This window comes from Corynebacterium zhongnanshanii (assembly GCF_014490575.1).
Lineage (GTDB): Bacteria > Actinomycetota > Actinomycetes > Mycobacteriales > Mycobacteriaceae > Corynebacterium > Corynebacterium zhongnanshanii.
The window spans coordinates 1,031,541-1,052,992 of record NZ_CP061033.1; the positions used below are offsets into that span (position 1 = coordinate 1,031,541).

Consider the following 21,452-nt stretch of genomic DNA (forward strand, 5'->3'; position numbering starts at 1 on the left):
TTCTCAGCGCCTACTTCTGGGTGGCCTTCACAGCCGCCTGGAGTTCCTCCACGCGGTCCGTGCGCTCCCATGGAAGGTCCACGTCCGTGCGGCCGAAGTGGCCGTAGGCTGCGGTCTGTGCGTACAGCGGACGCTTCAGGTCCAGGTCGCGCAGAATCGCGTGCGGACGCAGGTCAAAGACCTCGGTGACGGCGGTTTGGATGTCCTCCACGGGAACGGTTTCCGTGCCGAAGGTTTCGACGTACAGGCCCACGGGGCGTGCACGGCCAATGGCGTAGGCCACCTGCACCTCGGCGCGCTCCGCGAGGCCAGCGGCGACGATGTTCTTCGCAACCCAGCGCATAGCGTAGGCACCGGAGCGGTCCACCTTGCTGGGGTCCTTGCCGGAGAAGGCGCCGCCACCGTGTCGAGCCATGCCACCGTAGGTGTCCACGATGATCTTGCGGCCGGTCAGGCCCGCATCGCCGGCAGGTCCGCCGAGGACAAAAGAGCCAGACGGGTTGACCAGCAGGGTGAAGTCGTCGGTGCGCAGGATGTCCTTCACACCAGAGTCCTCCAGCACGAAGTCCACCACGTGTTCGCGCAGCGCCTCGGCGAGCTCATCAGCGTTCACATCCCGGTCGTGCTGCGTGGAGATGACGATCGTGTCAATGCGGGTGGGCTTGCCGTTCTCGTCGTACTCCAGGGTGACCTGGGTCTTGCCGTCGGGGCGAAGATCCAACACGATACCCTGCTTGCGTACGAAGGTGAGACGCTGGGCCAAACGGTGAGCCAGGGAGATCGGCAGCGGCATGAGCTCCGGGGTCTCGTTGGTGGCGTAGCCGAACATCAGGCCCTGGTCGCCGGCGCCCAGCATATCCTCATCGTCGACGGCGCCACCCTCGGCGTTGCGGGATTCCCAGGAGGAGTCCACACCCTCAGCGATCTCCATCGACTGCTCGCCTACGGAGACGGACACACCACAGGTGGTGCCGTCGAATCCCACCTCGGAGCTGGTGAAGCCGATGCGGCGCAGCGTCTCGCGGACGAGCTGAGGGATTTCTACGTACGCGGTGGTGCGGATTTCGCCGACCACGTGAACGAGCCCTGTGGTGACCACAGTTTCCACGGCCACGCGGGATTCGGGGTCCTTGCTCAGCAACGCGTCCAAGATGGTATCGCTGATGGCGTCGCAAATCTTATCCGGGTGGCCCTCGGTGACCGATTCACTGGTAAAAAGTCGTGGAGACAAGGGGTGTCCTATCCTGGTTAAACAATATTGAGGTTCATACTAGACCAAGCTGTCTATGTTTGTCATCTAAGCGCGGGTGAGTCGGTGGATCTCATCCCATATACGCGCCGCGACGTGGAGCTTCGTGCCGGCATCCACCTCCACCACATGAGGAGCGGACCCCGTGTCCTCCTCCCCGCGAGAAATGATCCACCCCTGCGAGTGATCCTGCCCAAACACCTTGCCATCGCCCACGGCATTGCACATCAACAGGTCACAGCCTTTATGCTGAAACTTCGCGATCCCATGATCCAGAGGAGACGCGGAGTCATCGCCGGTCTCCGCCGCAAAGCCCACAATTGCCGTGGACGCTGAAATCTGCCCATCGTGGCGTGCCTGCACCAATCCGGCCAGAATATCCGGGTTCTCCACCAGCTGCAGCGTATCCAGCGCCGTTTCTGATCCCTTCTTGAGCTTGGCCTCCGCCACCGACGCCGGGCGATAATCAGCCACCGCAGCGGCCATGATGACCACATCGGCATCCTGAGCGCGTGCGTCCATCGCCTCCTTCATCTCCAGAGCGCTGCGCACCCTGATGATGTCCGCGCCGGATGGAACATCCAGATCCTCCGTCACCCCGGCAACGATCGTTACCTCTGCCCCGCGCTGAGCCGCCACATCCGCCAACGCAAATCCCTGCTTGCCGCTGGAGGCATTGCCGAGGAAGCGAACAGGATCCAGTGCCTCGTGCGTACCTCCAGCACTGATGAGAACCCGTGTGCCCTCCAGATCCCGACGGAACACCTCAGGGTTGTCCACCACCGCCTCGGCCAAGCGACCGATATGCGCCGGCTCCGGCATCCGTCCAGGGCCCGAGTCGGCCCCCGTCAAACGCCCGTGGGCGGGCTCCAACACGATCTTTCCATGACGCCGCAAGGTCGCCACATTGTCCTGCGTTGCAGGATTGAGCCACATCTCCGTGTGCATCGCCGGCGCCAGCACCACCGGGCACGTCGCCACCAGCACGCTCGCGGTCAGCAAATCGTCAGCCCGTCCTTGAGCGATACGCGCCATGCAATCGGCCGTGGCCGGCGCAATAACAATCAGATCCGCCTCCTGGCCCAGCCGGACGTGCTGAACCTCGTCCACCGCCTCGAACACGTGCGTATCCACCGGGTTACCGCTGAGCGCCTCGAAGGTCGCCGCCCCCACAAAGTTCAGCGCTGCGTCCGTGGGAATCACGCGCACGTCGTGGCCCTGCTCTTTAAAGAAGCGCACGAGATGCGCGGCCTTGTAGGCAGCAATGCCACCGGAAACGCCAACGATCACGGACAAAGAAGTGTGGGAGTGCTCAGAGGTTTGATTCACAATCACCCACCATACCCGCCAGGACCTACACACATGTGAACGGCCGCCACCGGATCAGGAATGATCCGGCGACGGCCGCGAATGTGAGAGTCTAGCCCTCAGTGTGCTCCAGAAGATCGCGGTTGATCTCACGCATAGCGATGGAGAGTGGCTTCTCGTGAACGTCAGGAGTCACCAGTGGTCCCACGAACTCAAACACGCCTTCATCGACAGTTTGGTAGTAGTCGTTGATCTGGCGCGCACGCTTAGCAGCGAAAATCGCCAATGCGTACTTCGAGGACACCTTGGTGAGTAGATCATCAATGGGCGGGTTGGTAATGCCCACTGGTGGGTCAAACACCATAGCGTTCGGATTAGTGCCGTGGTTTTCCACAGATATTCCTTCTTTTCTATTGCTTTGCTAGTGCGTCGAAGACTGCGGCATCAACAACGCGGTGATATCCGCAACGGTCTTATCGAGATCATCGTTGACCACAATGTGATCAAACTCTGAACGTGCGTCCATCTCCACCTTAGCTGTTTCCAGGCGACGATCAATGATCTCTTGGGATTCAGTACCTCTGCCGGTAAGGCGCTCCACGAGCACCTCCCACGAGGGAGGCGCCAGGAACACAGTCCGCACCTCGGGCAGAAGCTTCTTCACATTGCGTGCGCCCACCACATCCACCTCGATGAGCACCGGGCGGGACGCGGACAACGCCTCCTCCACAGGGATACGGGGAGTGCCGGAGAGCTGCAATCCGCCATGGATCTCAGCCCATTCCAACATCTCGCCGGCGTCGATATGCCCCTGGAACTCCTCCCGGGTGACGTACAGGTAATCCCTACCGTGCACCTCGCCGGGGCGCGGATCGCGAGTGGTCATGGACACGCTGAAAAACAGATCAGGGACCTCATTGCGCAACCGGCTCACGATCGTGGACTTTCCCACTCCCGCAGGCCCCGCAAGAACGACCGCGCATCCGTTGTTCAGAGACTCGCTCAAGATTAAGCCTCGAAGCCGAAGTGCTCGAGCAGAGCACGACGCTGACGGTCACCCAGGCCACGCAGACGGCGGGTTGGAGCGATCTCCAGCTGGTTCATGATCTCCTCAGCCTTGACCTTTCCCACCTTTGGCAGAGAAACCAGCAGAGCGGACACCTTCATCTTGCCCAGGATCGGGTCGGTCTCAGCGTCCTTCAGAACCTGCTTCAGGTCGGTTCCACCGCGCTTGAGCTTCTCACGCAGTTCAGCACGTGCCTTACGTGCCTCTGCTGCCTTCTTCAATGCTTCTGCGCGCTGTTCCGGGGTCAGCTGGGGAAGTGCCACGGGATCCTCCGTTGTATCAAAATCGGTATGTACTAATTATGCGAGTTAGGTTTCGCGGCTTAAGGGCAGTTGTTGCCTTAAACGTGCAGGCCCCGGAGATATTTCTCGCGTGGAAGCGCAGTGCGTCCGGGGGCTGACGCGAAATAACTCCAGATAGTCTAGCACTATGGTGGCCTGCTATTTCAACAGCTCGGCAGATTGCGTGTCGATCGCCACCCGCAGGTCAGCGATGTCAGGACCCGTGCGAAGCACCGATCGAGACACGTTAGGGGACACTAACGGGTAGCTGGTGCCGGTGAGTCGTTTGACGTCCTGGACCGTGCCACCTTGTGCACCCACGCCGGGCATGAGAATCATGCCGTTGACCTGCGACAAGTCGGGTGCTTCGGTGAGGGTCGCGCCGATCACCACGCCGATGTTGCCCGCCCGCTCATGGTGCCTATTAATGTCCGACGCCCGGTCCACGATGTCCTGGGCTACACTCACTCGCTCACCGCGGATACCCTCCACTACCCCTGCCTGGAGAGAGGGGGCCTCCGGATTAGAGGTTGCTGCCAGGACAATTGCACCCTTGCCGTGTTCCTCAGCCAGCTCGAAGACGGGGTGCAAGGAATCGAAACCAAGGTACGGAGACACGGTGACGGCATCCACCTCCAGCGGGGAACCCGGCCGCAACCACGCCGCGGCGTATCCCGCCATGGTGGTCCCGATGTCACCGCGCTTGGCGTCGGCAATCACGAGTACTCCGGCCTCGCGCAACGCACGAATGGACTCCTCCAGCACGGCAAATCCAGCAGAGCCGAAGGCCTCATAAAACGCCACCTGTGGCTTAACCACGCACGCGCGGTCCGAAAACGCCTCCACACAGATCTCGGAGAAGGCACGCAGCCCCTCCACAGTGTTCGGAAGGCTCCACTGCTCAAGGATGCCCGCGTGCGGGTCCATACCCACACACAGCGGTCCGAAGCGCTCGGCGCGCTCCAGGAAGCGCTGGCCAAACGTCGGTGCTGCGGCGGTTGCCTGGTTACTCACGTCTAGTGCTCCAGATCCTGGATCGGCAGCAGGCTGGTCTCGTGGCTCTGCAGCGCCTCGATACCCTGGACTGCGGCGACCGTGCCCTGAACCGTCGTCACACATGGAACGCCCATGGTGACTGCGGCGGCGCGGATGTCGTAGCCGTCGTGACGGGCTCCAGCGGAACCGGCTGGGGTGTTCAGGATCAGGTCCACTTCCCCATCCTTAATGCAGTCCACCACTGTGCGCTGGTTGGCAGCCTGGCTGACCTTGGCCACGACCTCACATTCCACACCGTTGCGGCGCAGCATGTTCGCGGTACCGGACGTCGCCAGGATCTTGAATCCGAGGGACGCCAGACGCTGGATCGGCAGGATGAGGGTGCGCTTGTCCCGGTTGGCCACGGAGACGAACACCGTGCCGGAGGTTGGCAGCGTGCCAAAGGCACCCAGCTGGGACTTCGCGAAGGCTGAACCGAAGTCCAGATCCAGACCCATGACCTCGCCGGTGGACTTCATCTCCGGGCTCAGCAGAGAATCCAGCACCTTGCCCTCCGCCGTGCGGAAGCGGTTGAACGGCATGACCGCTTCCTTCACCGCGATCGGGTGACCCATCGGCAGGGAGCCGCCGTCCTGGTTCTTCGGCAGCATGCCCTCCGTCTTCAACTCCGCGATGGTGGCACCCAGCATGATGCGGGCGGCAGCCTTTGCCAGCGGCACACCCGTGGCCTTGGAGACGAACGGCACCGTGCGGGAGGCACGAGGGTTGGCCTCGATCACGTACAGAATGTCGTCCTTCAAGGCGAACTGGACGTTCATCAGGCCCTTCACACCAATGCCATGCGCCAGGGCGGCCGTGGACTTGCGCACCTTGTCGATGTCCTCGTCACCCAGGGTCATGGGTGGCAGGGCACATGCGGAGTCACCGGAGTGGATACCGGCCTCCTCGATGTGTTCCATCACGCCGGCGAGGTAGACCTCTTCCCCATCGCACAGGGCGTCCACGTCGATCTCGATGGCAGAGTCCAGGAAACGGTCCACCAGCACGGGGTGATCGCTGGTGATCTCCGTGGCACGCGTGATGTAGTCCTCCAGGGAGGCCTCGTCGTAGACAATCTCCATGCCACGGCCACCCAGCACGTAGGACGGACGAACCAGCACGGGGTAGCTGATGCGATCGGCGACATCCTTGGCCTCCTGGAAGGAGGTGGCGGTACCGAACTCCGGAGCAGGAAGCTTCGCAGCCTCCAGCACCTTGCCGAACTCACCACGATCCTCGGCCAGGTTAATGGCCTCAGGAGACGTGCCCACCACAGGAACGCCCGCATCCGCCAGACGCTGCGCCAAGCCCAGAGGAGTCTGTCCACCCAACTGGACGATCACACCGGCAATGTCACCGGACTGCGCCTCGGCGTGGTAGACCTCCATCACATCCTCGAAGGTCAGAGGCTCGAAGTACAGGCGGTCGGCCGTGTCGTAGTCCGTGGAGACGGTCTCCGGGTTGCAGTTGACCATCACGGTTTCGTAGCCCGCGCGGGACAGCTCCAGTGCCGCGTGCACACAGGAGTAGTCGAACTCGATACCCTGACCAATGCGGTTCGGGCCGGAGCCCAGGATCAGCACCTTCTTGCGATCCTTCTGCGGAGCCACCTCGGACTCAGCCTCGGGGTCCAGCTCGTAGGAGCTGTAGTGGTACGGGGTCTTCGCTTCGAACTCGGCAGCACAGGTGTCCACGGTCTTAAACACCGGACGGATGCCCAGAGACCAGCGCAGCGAGCGTACGCCGTCCTCGCCGGCGAACTCCTTACGCAACGCGGCGATCTGGCGGTCGGACAAGCCCAAGTACTTGGCCTCGCGGAGAAGGTCCACGTCGAGCACGGGGGCGTCGATCAAACGCTGGCGGAACTCCACCAGGTCCTTGACCTCCTCCAGGAACCATGGGTCGATACCGGAGGCTTCGTAGACCTCCTCCACCGTCGCGCCCAGGCGCAGTGCCAGCTCCACGTCGTACATGCGGCCCTCGGTCGGGCGCTTCAGGTCCTCCAGCACCGCGTCCTTGTCCGTCGCGCGATCGCCCGCGAAGGACTCATCCGGCACAGTCCAGAAGCCGGCCTGCTTGGTCTCCAGGGAACGCATGACCTTGTTCAGACCCGTGATGTAGTTGCGGCCCACGGCCATCGCCTCACCCACGGACTTCATGGTGGTGGTCAGCGTGTCATCGGCACCGGGGAACTTCTCGAAGGCGAAGCGTGGGGCCTTCACAATGACATAGTCCAAGGTGGGCTCGAAGGCCGCTGGGGTGACCTCGGTGATGTCGTTGCGCACCTCATCCAGCGTGTAGCCGATGGCCAGCTTCGCAGCCAACTTTGCGATCGGGAATCCCGTCGCCTTGGACGCCAGCGCGGACGAACGAGACACACGAGGGTTCATCTCGATGGTGATGATGCGGCCATCCTTGGGGTTGATGGCGAACTGGATGTTACATCCGCCGGTGTCCACACCCACCTCGCGCAGAATGGCGATGCCCTGATTACGCATGATCTGGTACTCGCGGTCGGTCAGGGTCATCGACGGGGCAACGGTCACGGAGTCACCCGTGTGCACGCCCAGCGCATCCACATTCTCAATCGAACATACGACGACGACGTTGTCCTTACCGTCGCGCATAAGCTCCAGCTCGAACTCCTTCCACCCGAGGATGGACTCCTCGATGAGGACGTTGGCCTCAGGGGAGGCGGCGAGTCCGCCACCGGCGATGCGCTCCAGGTCCTCGTGGTTGAAGGCCAGACCGGAGCCCAAGCCACCCATGGTGAAGGACGGGCGCACCACGACTGGCAAGCCGAGCTCGGCGACCGTCTCGTGCACCTCATCCATGTTGTGGCACACGCGGGAACGCGCCGAGGACCCACCGATCTTCTCCACGATGTCCTTGAACTTCTGGCGATCCTCGCCGCGCTCAATCGCGTCGATATCCGCACCGATCAGCTCCACACCGTACTTGTCCAGGATGCCCAGACGGTCCAGCTGGATTGCCGCGTTCAACGCGGTCTGACCACCGAGAGTGGCCAGAACAGCGTCCACCTTGTGGCCTTCGTCGGCTTCCTTCTTGAAGATCTTCTCGATGTACTCGGGCTGAATCGGCTCGATGTAGGTGTGGTCTGCGAACTCCGGGTCGGTCATGATGGTGGCCGGGTTGGAGTTAATCAGCGTCACCCGTAGGCCCTCTTCCTTGAGGACGCGGCACGCCTGGGTGCCGGAGTAGTCGAACTCGCAGGCCTGGCCGATCACGATGGGGCCGGAACCGATCACGAGTACGTGGTTGATGTCAGAACGACGTGGCATGAGTTTTCACAATCCTTTGTGTCAATAAGTCTGCGCTGTGAGTGTTGTGTGATCGATTACTTGTGGCTGTCGAGCAGCTCGAGGAACTGGTCGAACAGCGGGTTGGCATCGTGGGGGCCAGCTGCCGCCTCGGGGTGATACTGCACCGAGAACGCGGATCCATCCACCAGCGCTACGCCTTCGACCGTTCCGTCGTTGAGGCAGGTGTGGGTGACGTGCGCGTCACCGAATGGCGTGGAGAACACCTCCCCTGCCGTGCCCTTCAAGGCAAAGCCGTGGTTCTGGGCCGTGATGTCAATCTTGCCGGTGAGGTGGTTGAGGACAGGCACGTTGATGCCGCGGTGACCGAACTTCAGCTTGTAGGTCTCCATTCCCAGGGCGCGGCCCAGGATCTGGTTGCCGAAGCAGATGCCGAAGAAAGGAATCTTCGCCTCCAGGACCTTGCGGACCTCAGCCACGGTCTTGTCCGCGGTGGCTGGGTCGCCGGGGCCGTTGGAGACGAATACGCCCTGAGCACCGTGTTCCTTCATGAGCTCTTGAAGCTTCTCGAAGGAGGTATCAGACGGAACTACCACCGTGCGCACACCGCGAACGGAGAACTCGCGAGGGGTATTGCTCTTAATGCCCATGTCGTAGGCGATGACGGTGTGCTTCACCTCGCCTTCAGGCTCCACAATGTAGACCTCGTCGGTGGACACGTCGCCGGCGAGATCCGCACCTTCCATGCTGGGTTGGGAGGCTACCGTGCGCACCATATCCTCGTCGCTGGTCACATCCGCACCGGAGAAGATTCCGGCGGCGATGGAGCCCTTGGTGCGCAGGTGGCGCACAATCGCGCGGGTATCCACGCCCTGGATTCCGATAATGCCCTGGGCGTTCATCTCATCCTCGAGGCTGCGGGCGGCGCGCCAGTTGGAGACGCGCTTGGACAGGTCCCTGATGACCAATCCGGCGACCCAGATCTTATCGCCATGGGATTCGCTGTCCTCATCATTCCAGCCGGTGTTACCAATCTGAGGAGCGGTCGAGACCACGATCTGTCGGTGGTAGGACGGATCCGTCATTGTTTCTTGGTATCCGGTCATCGCAGTGCTGAACACTGCTTCGCCGAGGGTGGTTCCTTCTGCGCCGAAGGCCTGTCCACGGAAGATGCGTCCGTCGGCAAGGACCAAGGCTGCTGGGGTGCGGGTCATGATGTTCCTTCTAGTACACGTTGAGGTGAAATGGTGGGTTCGGGGTGGTGAGCACCAGGGGCACTCACGCGAACACACGTGAAAAGTTCAGTGGGGTTCAAGAGGCTGTGGTCTGAAAAGCTTTTACACACTCGCCTTTCCATCTCGGCACGTGACCTTGCCCCTCAACACAGTGGTGGACACACGCACGGGCATAGTCATTCCTTCATAGGGGGTGTTGCGAGACTTGGATGCCATCTCTTCTCCATACGCTACCCATTCGTCGGAGGTATCGACCACGCAGAGGTTGGCTGGCTCCCCCACCGCGATCGGTCGACCGTGTCCCGGCAGCTTGGTGATCTCCGCTGGGCGCTCCGACATCACGCGTGCCACGAAGCGCCAATCCTGATCTCCATTGAGGACGAAGATCTGCGCAATCAGCGCCAGCGACGTTTCCAGCCCCAGCATGCCCGGGCGAGCTCGGTCAAACTCGCAGCACTTTTCTTCCGAGCCGTGCGGCGCGTGGTCGGTGGCCACGCAGTCGATCACTCCGTCGATGAGGGCCTGCCGGAGTGCCTGAACATCCCGCTGCTCGCGCAACGGTGGGTTGACGCGGTACACGCCGTCATAGGATTCCAGCTTCTCATCCGTGAGCAGCAGGTGGTGAGGAGTGACCTCCGCGGTCAGAGGAATATCCTGCTCCTTCGCCCACTTCAGCAGCTCCACGGTGCCCTCCGTTGAGGCATGGCAAATGTGCAGGCGACCGCCGTAGTCACGGGCCATGATCGCGTCACGCGCAACGATGGATTCCTCCGCCACGCGCGGCCATCCGGACAGGCCCAACCGCGCCGACGTCGCGCCCTCGTGCGCCACAGCCGTCTCCGTCAGTCGCGGCTCTTCGCAGTGCTGAGCCAGCAGTACGTCCACTCCCTTGGAGTACTCGATGGCGCGGCGCATCAGGCGAGGATCGTCCACGCACTTGCCGTCGTCGGAGAACATCCGCACCTTCGCATCGGAATCGGCCATCATACCGAACTCCGTGAGGTCCTTGCCCTCCAGCCCCTTGGAGATGGAACCGACGGGGTGCACATCGCAGAGGTTTGTGTTCTGTCCCTTGAACCACACCGTCTCGGCGATGGATGGGTTGTCGGTGACGGGCGCGGTGTTGGCCATCGTAAACACAGCCGTGAAACCACCCTGCGCCGCCGACGCGGAACCGGTGGCGATCGTCTCCGTGTCCTCACGGCCCGGCTCCCTCAAGTGCACGTGCATGTCCACAAGCCCCGGCAGGAGAATCTGGCCCTGAAGGTCTAGCGTCTCGCCCTCACTGCTCAAGCCTGAGCCGATCTCCGCGATCACACCATCGCGCAGCAACACATCCTGTGGCTCGCCCTCGCCGTAGATCACCACGCCCTTGAGGAGCACTTCACTGTCAGCACCTCGCGGGTGATCCGCCAAGGTTCCCGTGGCCGGGTAAGAATTCTGGTTCTGGCTCGTCATATGAACTATTCCTCTCCTTAAACCCCAGCCGATGAGGCTACCGGGCCTTCGTCGCCTGACTGTCCCACCAGCAGCGTAAACAGCACCGCCATGCGGACATGAACACCCGCCGTCACCTGGTTGAGCACCACGGTGCGCGAATGATCGGCAACATCGTCATTAATTTCCATGCCGCGCAGCATCGGGCCAGGGTGCATCACCAACGCATCCTCGCGCATGGCTTCCCTGCGTGCACGCGACAATCCATAGCGCGTTGCGTATTCACGATGGGATGGGAAGAACCCACCATTCATGCGTTCGGCCTGAACGCGCAACATCATGACCACGTCGGCGTCGTGGATTTCCTCGTCCATGGAGTGGGAGACGCGCACGCCCCACTGATCCACCCCGAACGGGAGCAACGTCGGTGGTGCCACGAAGACTACCTCGGCACCCAAGGTGGTGAGCAGCTGCGCATTGGAGCGGGCAACGCGGGAGTGCAAAATGTCGCCCACGATGACGATCTTCTTCCCGCTGATCTCGCCGAGCTCCCGGCGCATCGTGACCGCATCCAGCAGAGCTTGCGTGGGGTGCTGATGAGAACCATCGCCAGCGTTCACCACGGCCGTGTCCCCCAGCCAACCGGCCACCTGACGCGCCGCACCCGACGACGGATGGCGCATCACGATCGCGTCCGCGCCCACGGCCTTGAGGGTTAACGCCGTGTCCTTGAGCGACTCGCCCTTCTTCACACTCGACCCGGACGCGCTGACATTGATGACGTCCGCGCTCATCCACTTGCCGGCCGTCTCGAAGGACGAACGGGTACGCGTGGAGTTCTCATAAAACATGGTGAAGATCGTCCGGCCACGCAGGGTCGGAAGCTTCTTCACCTCCCTGCCCTCCAAGGCCTCCCGAAAACGGTCGGCCTCATCCATCAGCAGGGTGATCTCCTCAGCGGAAAGATCATCGATACTCAAAAGATGCTTCATAGTCTGCCTATCCCTCGCTGGAGCCGTGAGTGGTCGTGATGCTGCGATGCAACGTCACCAGATCCTGCCCATCGAGCTCGGCCAACTCCACAACAACGTCCTCCCCCGAGGCCGTGGGAATGTTCTTACCCACATAGTCCGCGCGGATGGGAAGCTGGCGATGGCCGCGGTCAATGAGCGTGGCGACCTGCACGATTCCGGCACGGCCCAAGTCCCGGAGCGCATCCAATGCGGCACGGATGGAACGGCCGGAATACAGGACGTCATCCACCAGGATGACGGTGGCGCCGTCCACTCCTTCGTGGGGAACATGGGTGGGCTTCAGCGCACGATGGGCGGTGTTGCGCAGATCATCACGGTAGAGGGTGATGTCTAACGAGCCGTGGAACACGTCTACCCCAGAAAACGTGCGAATATTCTCTGCCAAACGCGCTGCCAGCGGCACTCCGCCTGACGGAATGCCCAATAACACAACCCGGGCAGCCTCGTGTGAGTCCAGGGCAGTTTTTTCAATAATTTGGTGCGCGATGCGCGCGACAGTGCGGGAGACATCATCACTGTCCAGAAGGACAACGCTATGGTCTGCCGCCGCAGAATCTGCCGAGTTCATCGTGACCTCCTTTCCCGCCTCTCTGTGCGGTCCGTTAAAGGATGTCGAAGAATATCAACGCCTTTTACTATACAACGGGTGGCGGACATTCAGCGAAGGCACGAAAAAGACCGGCAGCATGGTGCTGCCGGTCATTTCTTTGGTGAGGCGCCTAGCCTGCGCCTTTAGGTATCGGACGGATCCTCGGGGACAATAAAGTCCCCTACCTCGGGGTTAAAATCCTCCGCCTGGCCCGTGGGGCCATCGGCCTCACGGGCCGCAACCGCCGCATCGGCTGCCTTGATATCGATGTCCCGGGCCACGCCGTCCAACACAGCGTTGACATAGCTGGAGGCCTTCACGTGTGAGTAGGCCGCGGCCAGTTGGATGCCTTCCTTCACTGCTACATCGCGGGGGACATCCTCACCATGGAACATGAGCTCCCAGGAGGACACACGAAGTACCGCGCGCTCCACCGCCGGTAGACGATCCAAGCGCCACTCGGAGGACAAGTGCACGGCAATGGCCTCGTCGATCGCATCCAGATGAACCGCCACGCCCTCGACGATTTTCTGCGTGTATTCCGGCACGGGGTTCACCCGATTGTCAGGATCCTTGGACAGGGTGATGCGGTCCTCAACGATCTCTACCGGATCGATGTCCCGGAACTCAGCCTCGTACAGGATGTCCACCGCCCGGCGGCGAGCCTTGGTGCGGCTACCCAGGCGGGAAAACTTGGAATCTTTGTTCGTCACAGTGTTTTTAGTTCTAGTTTCTGGACTGATTAGTTGTTCACGCGCGACAGGTAGGAGCCGTCGCGGGTATCAACCTTGACAACGTTTCCGGTCTCCACGAACAGAGGAACCTGGATCTCAGCACCGGTCTCCAGGGTTGCTGGCTTCGTACCGGCGTTGGAGCGGTCACCCTGCAGGCCCGGATCGGTGTGCTCCACACGCAGTTCCACGGACACAGGAAGCTCGGCGAACAAAGGCTCGCCCTCATGGAAGGACACCTGCACGGTGGCGTTCTCCAGCAGGAACTTCGCGCCCTCGCCCATCAAGTGAGGAGCCAGCTCCACCTGCTCGAAGTCCTTGACATCCATCAGCACGAAGTTGGTGCCGTCATTGTAGAGGTAGGTCATGTCGCGACGGTCAACGGTGGCCGTCTCCACCTTCACACCAGCGTTGAAGGTCTTGTCGATGATCTTTCCGGACACAACGTCCTTCAGCTTGGTGCGCACGAATGCTGGGCCCTTGCCCGGCTTCACGTGCTGGAACTCGATGATCTGCTGAAGCTTGTTGTCGATCTTCAGCACCAGACCGTTCTTAAAATCTGCGGTGGTTGCCACGTTGCTAACTCCTTGTCCAGAAAAGATTACTTAAGGGGTGCCACTACTTGCGGTGTGTCACTATGTTGATAGCCAAGCGCTCATTCTATCACGTCGATCACCGTGAGCTCCGTGGGCGAGGCCTGGCAGCTCACCGCTCCCTCCTCGGTGATGATGTACGTGTTTTCAATGCGCAATCCCGTCTGACCGGGAAGGTAGATCCCGGGCTCCACGGTGATTGTCATGCCCGGCTTTAACACGCTGTCCTCCGGCACACCGGAAGCTGCCCGCGGAGCCTCGTGGACGTCGAGTCCCACACCGTGCCCCGTGGAGTGCACGAAGAAATCTCCATAGCCGGCCTCCTCAATGACCGCACGGCAGGCGCGATCCACATCGCGCAGTGCCACGCCGGGAGCAAGTGCTTCCTCCCCGGCCTTCTGCGAACGGTAGACAATGTCGTAGAGTTCGGCAGCGAGATCGTTCGGCTGGCCCACGCATACCGTTCGGGTTTGATCCGACGCATAGCCGTTGAGATACACACCGAAATCAACCGTGACCAGCCCCGGAACGATCACGTCCTGGCTCACACCCGCGTGAGGCTTCGCCCCGTTGATACCGCTGGCGAGGATAGTGTCAAAGCTCAAGGCATCGGCGCCGGCCAGGCGCAGGCGGTGTTCCAAATCCGCGGCGGCGTCGATCTCCCTCATTTCAGCCTGGATCCCACCGTCGGCGAGGAACTCCTGCCACACCGTATCGGCCAAGCGGCCCGCCTCCAGCAGGGCCTGCACCTCGGCCTCGTCCTTGATGAGCCGCTCGTCCTCCACCGCATTGGTGAGGACAGAAAGGCTGGACATGTCCCCAATGCGCGCGGCCTGGCCGACCGTCAACCCCGGCTCGACCGCGAACTTGTCTCCCGCGCCAATGACCTCGCCGAACGCGTCGGAGACGATCCTGATGTCCACGTCCTCGGGCTCGCCGGTCTGAAGCTTTATCTGCGTGCTGTAGCGCCCATCGGTGGCGATGATTGCCGACGCGTCGGCGCGCAGCAACAGCACCGCATGTGAGCCGGAGAACCCCGTGAGGTAGCGGATATTCTTTAAATCAGTGACCAACAACGCGCCATGCCCCGCATCGGAGATGCGCTGAGCGACACGCTGACGGCGAGAAGCAAAATCAATGGTGTGAGATGTCACGGTGTGTTAGCCCTCCATTTCTGCGAAATACCGCACAGCCGCACTATAACCGTATGTGCCCAATCCCGCGATCACACCGCGGGCAATATCCGATAGATAACTGTGGTGCCGGAAAGGCTCACGGGCGTGCACATTAGAAATGTGAACCTCCACAAAGCCCAGGCCGTCCGCAATTTCCGCCAAAGCGTCCCTCAACGCCACTGATGTGTGCGTGAACGCACCCGGGTTGATAACCACCCCTGCCCCGTCATCGGCGGCCTGGTGAATGCGCTCCAGCAGCGCGCCCTCGTAATTGGATTGAAAAAACTCCACGTGCACGCCCAGTTCGGAGGCAAGATTTGCCACATCCGCCTCGATGTCTTGAAGCGTGGTGGAACCATAGACGTCGGGCTGACGTTTGCCAAGCCGGTTGAGGTTGGGCCCATTAATGACGACGATATTAAGCATGTGCGACCTTTTCCTTGATAAACATGAGCTCTGCGACGATGAGCTGGTGCGATTAACCCTGTGTCCGTGAATATGCCTGCTGAAGCAATTCCTCTGACGGGCCCTCCAGCCGCGTTGGGTTTCCCACGGCCTCTAGAACAACGAAGCGGATTTTCCCGCCCTTGTTTTTCTTATCCCGTCCCATCGCGGTCATGAGGGTCTCCAGGCTTGCAGCGCCATAGGACGTGGGCAGGCCCACGGACTCCAAAATGCTGCGATGCCGCTGCACATCCTCGGCGCTCAACAGACCCGCCGCCTGCGCCAACTCTGCCTCAAAAACCATGCCGACGGCCACCGCGTGCCCGTGGCGCCACCGGTAATTCTCGTGGTGTTCCACGGCGTGTCCGTAGGTGTGTCCGTAGTTCAGAATCTCGCGGAGGCTGGACTCCTTCAGATCCTGAGCAACGACGTTCGCCTTCACCGTGATGGCTCTGCTGATGAGCTCGGGAAGGCTACCCCGAGGGTCAAGCGCCGCGGCTGGATCCTGCTCGTAGATGTCCAGAATCTCTGTATCGGCAATGAACCCTGCCTTGATGATCTCCGCGCTACCCGCCACGATCTCCTCGGCCGGCAGGGTGTCCAGCACCTCCAGATCGATAATCACGGCGGTGGGTTCATGGAAACTTCCTACAAGATTCTTGCCGGCCTCGGTATTAATTCCCGTCTTGCCACCCACAGCGGCGTCTACCATCGCCAGCAATGTGGTGGGGTACTGCACAACCTTGATTCCGCGCATCCACGTTGCCGCGATGAACCCGGCCAGGTCCGTCGCCGCGCCGCCACCAATGCCCACGATGGCATCCGCTCGTCCCAGCCCGGCCTCCGCGCACGCGTCCCAGCATCGCGCGGCGCTATCGATGGTTTTGCCGTCTTCGGCGTCCTCAATCTGGAAGCAGGTGACGTCCTTTCCCGTCGACGCCAACGCTTCCGCAACCGCCACAGCGCGCGTCTGCAATGCCGGCTGATGGATGATGAGCACCCGACCGGAGTTCGGCAGCGCCTCAGCAATGCTCTGCGCGGCCCACTGGGATCCACGGCTGATGAGGACGTCATACGGAGAAGCGGAGGCTACGTGAATGCTCGAGTGGTCCTGTGACATGGTTGGTCCTATTCTTCGATTTGATTCAGTATGTCGGTGACAACGCGGCGGGGATCCTTCGCATCACACCGCACGGTATAGGTGGCAACTTCCTGGTAGAGGCTGCGCCGGGTGTCGTAGAGATGTTGGTATTTTTCCCGAGGGTTTGGCACGTCCAGCAGCGGGCGGGTTTTCGTGCGCGAGGTGCGTCGCACGCCTTCGTCAACGGAGATGTCCAAGAACACCACGGAATGGTCCTTCAGCAGCTCACGGGTGGACTTGGTGACGACCGCTCCCCCGCCCAAGGACAGGATTCCGTTTTTCTTTAATGCCTCGGCGATCACGTCCGCCTCCACGGTACGGAAGTCCTTCTCCCCCAGAGTGGAGAAGATCTCGCCGCAGGATCGGCCGTCATAGACCTGTTCGATCAACTGATCGCTATCGTTTAGCGGGAGGTTCAGGGCATGAGACAAACGCCGTCCGATGGTGGACTTGCCGCTGCCGGGAAGCCCGACCAGAACAATGCGGGGCGCCATTAGGACGATCCTGGTTCTGCGTCATCCCAGTTCAGGCGCTCGGCCACGTAGTCCTGGTAGGCCTTGTAGTTCCGCTTCGTCTCCTCGATGGAGTCCCCACCGAACTTCTCCAGCACCGCGCGGGCCAGAACCAACGCCACCATGGTTTCGGCCACCACGCCGGCGGCGGGAACGGCGCACACATCGGAGCGCTGGTGAATACCCGTAGCCGCTTCACCGGTGGTCATGTCGATGGTCTTCAGGGCGCGTGGCACTGTAGAGATCGGCTTCATGGCGGCGCGAACAACGAGGGTTTCCCCGTTGGTCATGCCGCCTTCCAGGCCGCCGGCTCGGTTCGTGAAGCGCTCCACGGAACCCGTGTCCTCATTGCGGTGCATCTCGTCGTGGGCCTCGGATCCACGGCGGCGTGCCTCCTCGAAGCCATCTCCGATCTCCACTCCCTTGATGGCCTGAATGCTCATGACCGCTTGGGCGAGCTGTGCATCCAGGCGCTGCTCGCCGGACACATGGGAGCCCAGTCCGATCGGCAGTCCCTGGACGACCACCTCGACGATGCCTCCCAAGGTATCGCCGGACTTTTTCGCGGCCTTGATCTGCTCCACCATGGAATCTTCAGCGTCTTGGGTGAATGCGCGCACCGGTGAGGCGTCGATTTTCTCCAGGTCCTTGAACTCCGGCAGTGGGCCCTCGTAAGGTTCGGAGCGGCCGATGGAGATGACGTGGCTGAGCACCTCTACGCCCAAGACCTCACGCAACACGGCTCGGGCGAGGGTGCCGGCTGCCACGCGCGCTGCGGTTTCGCGGGCCGAGGAGCGCTCGAGGATCGGACGGGCTTCCTCGTGGTTGTACTTCACCATGCCGGAGAAATCCGCATGGCCCGGACGCGGGCGAGTGAGCTGCGCACCACGGCCGCTGGACATCTCCTTCGCGACCTCCTCATCGGAGTAATCCAGTGGGTCCGAGGACATGATCGTGGTCCATTTCGGCCACTCCGTGTTGCCGACCATGATGGCCACGGGGCTACCCAGCGTCTTGCCGTGGCGCACGCCGCCGAGGAGCGTGACCTCGTCGGCCTCAAACTTCATGCGCGCGCCACGGCCATATCCGAGGCGGCGACGGGCGAGCTGTCGGGAAATCTCTTCACGCGTAATCTCCAGACCTGCAGGAAGATTCTCCACCAGTGATACCAACGCTTGGCCGTGCGATTCGCCGGCAGTTGTCCATCGAAGCATGTGAATATCTTACTACCACCCCATCACAATGGCGCACAGTGTCCCCACCGCCATCCCCGGACCGTGCGGAACGCGCGTCTGCTCGTGCGGACGCGACCGGCGGGCTCTGCCCAGCGCGATCCACGCCAGTGTCACCAGCCCGGCGATCCCCATGGCGACGAGAAGCCCCCACGGCTTGTGCATCACTGCCAACGTCCCCAGCGACACAGCGAATTTGGAATCTCCTGCGGCGACCATGCGCGTGCTCGACAGCGCGTTCATGAGGATGGGGAACACACCCCACACCACCCCTCCCCACAGATGGGAGAGCGATAACACCGGATACCACGGCGCGACGCACCCCAGCAGCACCAGCGCGCCGAGCAGTAGCACCAGTGCATTCGGCAGCCTCATCGTGGCCGCGTCCACGATCGCAGCGGCAACGACCAGCCCACTAATCAGCGCTGCGATCCCCACACTCAGCACATCACCATGCACGCCTTCTCCCCCCCCCGAAAATCTACGGCGCTACAGTTCGCAGCATCAGCCCTTGCGGAGGATACTGACCCGTGAAATAGCGGAACTGCTCCTCAGCTTGTCCCGCCAGCATACGCAAACCATCGGCGTGAGGAATGCCCGCGCGCTGCGCTGCGGCAATCAGGGCCGGTGGGTAGGGATCATAAATCACGTCCACCACTGAGCGTGCGCGCACCAACAGGTCCGTGTACGGTTCGACCGCCGCCGACGGAATGGTGTTGATGACCACGCTAGCCTCAGCGCACCGCTCGGCAACCTGATCGGCATCGAAGGTCAACCACTCGAACTCCATGCCGTAGCTGGTCACCAGATCGCGGACCTGCAGCGCGCGCTCTGACCGGGCTAGCACCGTCACCCGGCTCACCCCGAGCTCCCCGAGGGCCGCGATGGCGGGCCGTGCCGTTCCCCCGTTTCCGACGACCACCGCGTGGGTTCCGGCGTAGTCAATTCCCTCAGCCGCACAGTGCTCCAGGCAGCGCTGCACTCCAACCACGTCGGTGTTATCCGCTAACCACGTGCCGTCGGGCTGCGGCACCAGGGTGTTCGCGCTGCCAATGCGCGTGGCACGCTCGGTCACCTTATCCGCAAGCTCCAGAGCTGCAGACTTCCCCGGCATCGTGACGGAGAACCCGGCCACGGACGCCCCACTGTCCGTCAGCAGGCGAGACACCTCATCGCGCTCTCCGGCCTCCACGCGCACGTAGAGAAAGTCCTCAATGCCCGCCGCTGCGGCCGCCGTGTTGTGCAACACCGGCGACTTCGAATGCTCGATGGGGCGCCCCAACACCGCACACAGTCGGTCCGGGAATGTCTCCGCGAGCGTCAGAAACTCCTCGATGGATAGGAATGTGCCGGGCTCTGCCCCGCGCACGCCGTCAGCTGCGGACATACTCTTCTCGGTACCTTCCTAGCGGTTGGAGTCCAGCACACCATTGCGGATGGACTCCGCCGTGGCGTTTTGGTGATCATCGAACTCGCGGTTAAACACTGTGGTGCCGTTCTTGTCGATCGTCACGAAGTACAACCAGTCACCCTCGGCGGGATTCTCGATGGCGTGCAGTGCCTGAATGCCTGGGGACGCGATCGGGGTATCCGGCAGTCCCTTCTTCGCATAGGTGTTCCACGGGGTTTCCCGCTGACGATCGGCGGTGGTGGTCGCCACCTCCTGGGCGTCCAGTCCGTAGTTAACCGTGGAGTCGAACTCCAGCTTCATGTCTTCGTTGAGACGGTTCAGGATCACGCGGGCCACCTTGTCGAAGTCGCCCTCCGGCGCCTCGCGCTCCACCAGGGAGGCGGCGGTCAGCATCTCGTAGGGCTTCAGACCCACGGTTGCTGCGGCCTGCTGGATGCCCGTCTTCTCAATGTTCTCCGCGGAGACCTTCAAAATAGAGGTCATGATGGACTTCGCATCCGAGGTAGGGTCGAACAGGTGGATACCGGGAACGATGAGGCCCTCGATGCGTCGTGGATCATTGTCATGAGCGCTGACGGCCTGCACGGCCCAGCTCGGCACGCCCAGATCCTCAGGGCTGGTGGAGGTCACGGCCTCACGCAGTTCATCTGGGCTGATGCACGTGTGCTCGTCCTGGCATGTCTGCTCAGAAATGAGCGAGTAGATGCCCTTGCGTGTCTCACCGTTGACTACCGTGACGTCGTCGAGGGTGAGGCCGTTCGGGATGTCGACAACGCCCCGACGCCGCGTCTCATCCCCCAGGGCCGCGAGTGCAGAGGAAGCGCTCATTTCTTCCTGCATGGCGTAGTAGCCCGCCTGAAGGTTTGGCTGATCCTTGTCGGCTGCATTCATGAGAGCACGCCGGGAGCCCACCACCTTCTTGTCCACCAAGTCAGAGGCGATGGAGGAAATAGAATCACCGGGTTCCACGCGCACCATGACGGTCGTTCCATTGCCCGATCCCTCAAAGTCTCGGTTGCCGACAACGTTGCGCTTGTAATACACAAAGCCAGAACAGACGACCAGCAAAATAACCAAAGCGATGGCCAGTGCAGCGGCATGCTGACGGCGTCGGCGATACTTTGGCTTCACGGAGCTAGTAGGGCTCATGAGGTGGCAATGCCTTTCGTGTAAAACTCGTGAGAAACGTCAAGTACTTCCTATTGTTGCACGTTCGTTATAATTCCTCGTTCATAACCCGCCGACGTGCGTCCAACCACCCCTGAAGAATGTGCACCGCAGCGGCCTGATCAATACGCGAACGCCCCTTCTTGGCGCTCACACCGGAGGCCTGCATGGCCTGGGTGGCGGCCATCGTGGACATGCGCTCATCCACCATCCGCACGGGAATGTCACCGATAACCTGGCTAAGGTCCCGCGCGAATTCCTCAGCGGCAAGGGTGCTGCTGGTGTGATTGCCGCGCAGGGCAACCGGCAGGCCCACGATCACCTCCACCACGAAGTTCTCCTCCACGAGGGCAGCCACGCGCTGCACATCGGAAGAGTCGATGGAGGCCTTCACCGTCTCCAACGGCGAGGCCAAGATGCAGTCCGGATCGCTCAGCGCCACGCCGATGCGCACGCTTCCCACATCTAAGCCCAGGCGTCGGCCACGGCCAGGGTCGGTCTCCCGCGAGGGGCGTTGTGTCTCCGCCATCG

Annotated in this window: 22 protein-coding genes; all 22 read right to left on the reverse strand. The window is 61.8% G+C overall.

Annotated features, from left to right (window positions below; genetic code table 11):
* Window positions 1-10 precede the first annotated feature (10 nt).
* The 22 genes from metK to ruvX all read right to left on the reverse strand — a co-directional run bounded on the left by metK (window position 11) and on the right by ruvX (window position 21,450).
* A complete protein-coding gene (gene metK, locus IAU67_RS04625; protein WP_151841558.1) occupies window positions 11-1,231 on the reverse strand; it encodes a methionine adenosyltransferase in 1,221 nt (406 codons plus the stop codon).
* A gap of 66 nt (window positions 1,232-1,297) precedes the next feature.
* Window positions 1,298-2,578 carry a bifunctional phosphopantothenoylcysteine decarboxylase/phosphopantothenate--cysteine ligase CoaBC gene (coaBC, locus tag IAU67_RS04630; RefSeq protein ID WP_225723439.1) on the reverse strand — a complete coding sequence of 427 codons (1,281 nt, stop codon included), beginning with the start codon at window positions 2,576-2,578 and terminating at the stop codon, window positions 1,298-1,300.
* A 91-nt stretch (window positions 2,579-2,669) separates the two neighbouring features.
* Window positions 2,670-2,921: a DNA-directed RNA polymerase subunit omega gene (gene rpoZ, locus IAU67_RS04635; protein ID WP_151842376.1), complete on the reverse strand. Its 252-nt coding sequence runs from the start codon at window positions 2,919-2,921 to the stop codon at window positions 2,670-2,672.
* Window positions 2,922-2,978: 57 nt separating this feature from the next.
* Window positions 2,979-3,563, reverse strand: coding sequence for a guanylate kinase (gene gmk / locus IAU67_RS04640; RefSeq protein ID WP_151841560.1), 585 nt, complete (start codon window positions 3,561-3,563; stop codon window positions 2,979-2,981).
* 2 nt (window positions 3,564-3,565) lie between these two features.
* The gene (gene mihF / locus IAU67_RS04645) at window positions 3,566-3,886 is read right to left on the reverse strand and encodes an integration host factor, actinobacterial type (protein ID WP_151841561.1); all 321 of its coding nucleotides are present in this window, start codon (window positions 3,884-3,886) and stop codon (window positions 3,566-3,568) included.
* Between the two features lie 177 nt (window positions 3,887-4,063).
* Complete coding sequence (gene pyrF / locus IAU67_RS04650; RefSeq protein ID WP_225723440.1) at window positions 4,064-4,918, reverse strand: orotidine-5'-phosphate decarboxylase; 855 nt, start codon at window positions 4,916-4,918, stop codon at window positions 4,064-4,066.
* Window positions 4,919-4,920: 2 nt separating this feature from the next.
* On the reverse strand, window positions 4,921-8,241 hold the full coding sequence (gene carB / locus IAU67_RS04655) for a carbamoyl-phosphate synthase large subunit (RefSeq protein ID WP_151841563.1): 3,321 nt from the start codon (window positions 8,239-8,241) through the stop codon (window positions 4,921-4,923).
* 56 nt (window positions 8,242-8,297) lie between these two features.
* Window positions 8,298-9,434 carry a glutamine-hydrolyzing carbamoyl-phosphate synthase small subunit gene (carA, locus tag IAU67_RS04660; protein ID WP_151841564.1) on the reverse strand — a complete coding sequence of 379 codons (1,137 nt, stop codon included), beginning with the start codon at window positions 9,432-9,434 and terminating at the stop codon, window positions 8,298-8,300.
* 123 nt (window positions 9,435-9,557) lie between these two features.
* Window positions 9,558-10,913 (reverse strand): dihydroorotase, encoded by a 1,356-nt coding sequence (locus tag IAU67_RS04665; protein WP_151841565.1) that lies wholly within the window; start codon window positions 10,911-10,913, stop codon window positions 9,558-9,560.
* A gap of 17 nt (window positions 10,914-10,930) precedes the next feature.
* Window positions 10,931-11,884 (reverse strand): aspartate carbamoyltransferase catalytic subunit, encoded by a 954-nt coding sequence (locus IAU67_RS04670; RefSeq protein WP_151841566.1) that lies wholly within the window; start codon window positions 11,882-11,884, stop codon window positions 10,931-10,933.
* A gap of 7 nt (window positions 11,885-11,891) precedes the next feature.
* Window positions 11,892-12,494: a bifunctional pyr operon transcriptional regulator/uracil phosphoribosyltransferase PyrR gene (pyrR, locus tag IAU67_RS04675; RefSeq protein WP_151841567.1), complete on the reverse strand. Its 603-nt coding sequence runs from the start codon at window positions 12,492-12,494 to the stop codon at window positions 11,892-11,894.
* Window positions 12,495-12,658: 164 nt separating this feature from the next.
* Window positions 12,659-13,228, reverse strand: coding sequence for a transcription antitermination factor NusB (gene nusB, locus IAU67_RS04680; protein ID WP_151841568.1), 570 nt, complete (start codon window positions 13,226-13,228; stop codon window positions 12,659-12,661).
* 29 nt (window positions 13,229-13,257) lie between these two features.
* Entirely contained in the window at window positions 13,258-13,821 is a 564-nt protein-coding gene (gene efp, locus IAU67_RS04685) for an elongation factor P (RefSeq protein ID WP_151841569.1), read from the reverse strand.
* An 80-nt stretch (window positions 13,822-13,901) separates the two neighbouring features.
* Window positions 13,902-14,993 carry a M24 family metallopeptidase gene (locus IAU67_RS04690; RefSeq protein WP_151841570.1) on the reverse strand — a complete coding sequence of 364 codons (1,092 nt, stop codon included), beginning with the start codon at window positions 14,991-14,993 and terminating at the stop codon, window positions 13,902-13,904.
* Window positions 14,994-14,999: 6 nt separating this feature from the next.
* A complete protein-coding gene (gene aroQ, locus IAU67_RS04695; RefSeq protein ID WP_151841571.1) occupies window positions 15,000-15,440 on the reverse strand; it encodes a type II 3-dehydroquinate dehydratase in 441 nt (146 codons plus the stop codon).
* A gap of 52 nt (window positions 15,441-15,492) precedes the next feature.
* Window positions 15,493-16,578: a 3-dehydroquinate synthase gene (aroB, locus tag IAU67_RS04700; RefSeq protein WP_151841572.1), complete on the reverse strand. Its 1,086-nt coding sequence runs from the start codon at window positions 16,576-16,578 to the stop codon at window positions 15,493-15,495.
* A gap of 8 nt (window positions 16,579-16,586) precedes the next feature.
* Window positions 16,587-17,093 (reverse strand): shikimate kinase, encoded by a 507-nt coding sequence (locus IAU67_RS04705; protein ID WP_151841573.1) that lies wholly within the window; start codon window positions 17,091-17,093, stop codon window positions 16,587-16,589.
* Window positions 17,093-18,325: a chorismate synthase gene (gene aroC, locus IAU67_RS04710; RefSeq protein ID WP_151841574.1), complete on the reverse strand. Its 1,233-nt coding sequence runs from the start codon at window positions 18,323-18,325 to the stop codon at window positions 17,093-17,095. The genes IAU67_RS04705 and aroC overlap by 1 nt, the downstream gene beginning before the upstream one ends.
* 12 nt (window positions 18,326-18,337) lie before the next feature.
* Window positions 18,338-18,802 carry a hypothetical protein gene (locus tag IAU67_RS04715; RefSeq protein ID WP_151841575.1) on the reverse strand — a complete coding sequence of 155 codons (465 nt, stop codon included), beginning with the start codon at window positions 18,800-18,802 and terminating at the stop codon, window positions 18,338-18,340.
* 22 nt (window positions 18,803-18,824) lie between these two features.
* Complete coding sequence (locus tag IAU67_RS04720) at window positions 18,825-19,730, reverse strand: shikimate dehydrogenase (protein WP_151841576.1); 906 nt, start codon at window positions 19,728-19,730, stop codon at window positions 18,825-18,827.
* Between the two features lie 18 nt (window positions 19,731-19,748).
* Window positions 19,749-20,903, reverse strand: a complete 1,155-nt coding sequence (mltG, locus tag IAU67_RS04725; protein ID WP_151841577.1) for an endolytic transglycosylase MltG — start codon at window positions 20,901-20,903, stop codon at window positions 19,749-19,751.
* 67 nt (window positions 20,904-20,970) lie between these two features.
* Window positions 20,971-21,450, reverse strand: a complete 480-nt coding sequence (ruvX, locus tag IAU67_RS04730) for a Holliday junction resolvase RuvX (protein ID WP_151841578.1) — start codon at window positions 21,448-21,450, stop codon at window positions 20,971-20,973.
* Between the last annotated feature and the right edge of the window lie 2 nt (window positions 21,451-21,452).

What these genes read in the sequence shown, in the direction of transcription:
- rpoZ (WP_151842376.1), bottom strand. Translation starts at nt 2,921, where the DNA reads ATGGTGTTTGACCCACCAGTGGGCATTACCAACCCGCCCATTGATGAT.
- carB (WP_151841563.1), bottom strand. Translation starts at nt 8,241, where the DNA reads ATGCCACGTCGTTCTGACATCAACCACGTACTCGTGATCGGTTCCGGC.
- carA (WP_151841564.1), bottom strand. Translation starts at nt 9,434, where the DNA reads ATGACCCGCACCCCAGCAGCCTTGGTCCTTGCCGACGGACGCATCTTC.
- IAU67_RS04665 (WP_151841565.1), bottom strand. Translation starts at nt 10,913, where the DNA reads ATGACGAGCCAGAACCAGAATTCTTACCCGGCCACGGGAACCTTGGCG.
- IAU67_RS04670 (WP_151841566.1), bottom strand. Translation starts at nt 11,884, where the DNA reads ATGAAGCATCTTTTGAGTATCGATGATCTTTCCGCTGAGGAGATCACC.
- pyrR (WP_151841567.1), bottom strand. Translation starts at nt 12,494, where the DNA reads ATGAACTCGGCAGATTCTGCGGCGGCAGACCATAGCGTTGTCCTTCTG.
- aroQ (WP_151841571.1), bottom strand. Translation starts at nt 15,440, where the DNA reads ATGCTTAATATCGTCGTCATTAATGGGCCCAACCTCAACCGGCTTGGC.
- aroB (WP_151841572.1), bottom strand. Translation starts at nt 16,578, where the DNA reads ATGTCACAGGACCACTCGAGCATTCACGTAGCCTCCGCTTCTCCGTAT.
- IAU67_RS04705 (WP_151841573.1), bottom strand. Translation starts at nt 17,093, where the DNA reads ATGGCGCCCCGCATTGTTCTGGTCGGGCTTCCCGGCAGCGGCAAGTCC.
- aroC (WP_151841574.1), bottom strand. Translation starts at nt 18,325, where the DNA reads ATGCTTCGATGGACAACTGCCGGCGAATCGCACGGCCAAGCGTTGGTA.
- IAU67_RS04720 (WP_151841576.1), bottom strand. Translation starts at nt 19,730, where the DNA reads ATGTCCGCAGCTGACGGCGTGCGCGGGGCAGAGCCCGGCACATTCCTA.
- mltG (WP_151841577.1), bottom strand. Translation starts at nt 20,903, where the DNA reads ATGAGCCCTACTAGCTCCGTGAAGCCAAAGTATCGCCGACGCCGTCAG.
- ruvX (WP_151841578.1), bottom strand. Translation starts at nt 21,450, where the DNA reads ATGGCGGAGACACAACGCCCCTCGCGGGAGACCGACCCTGGCCGTGGC.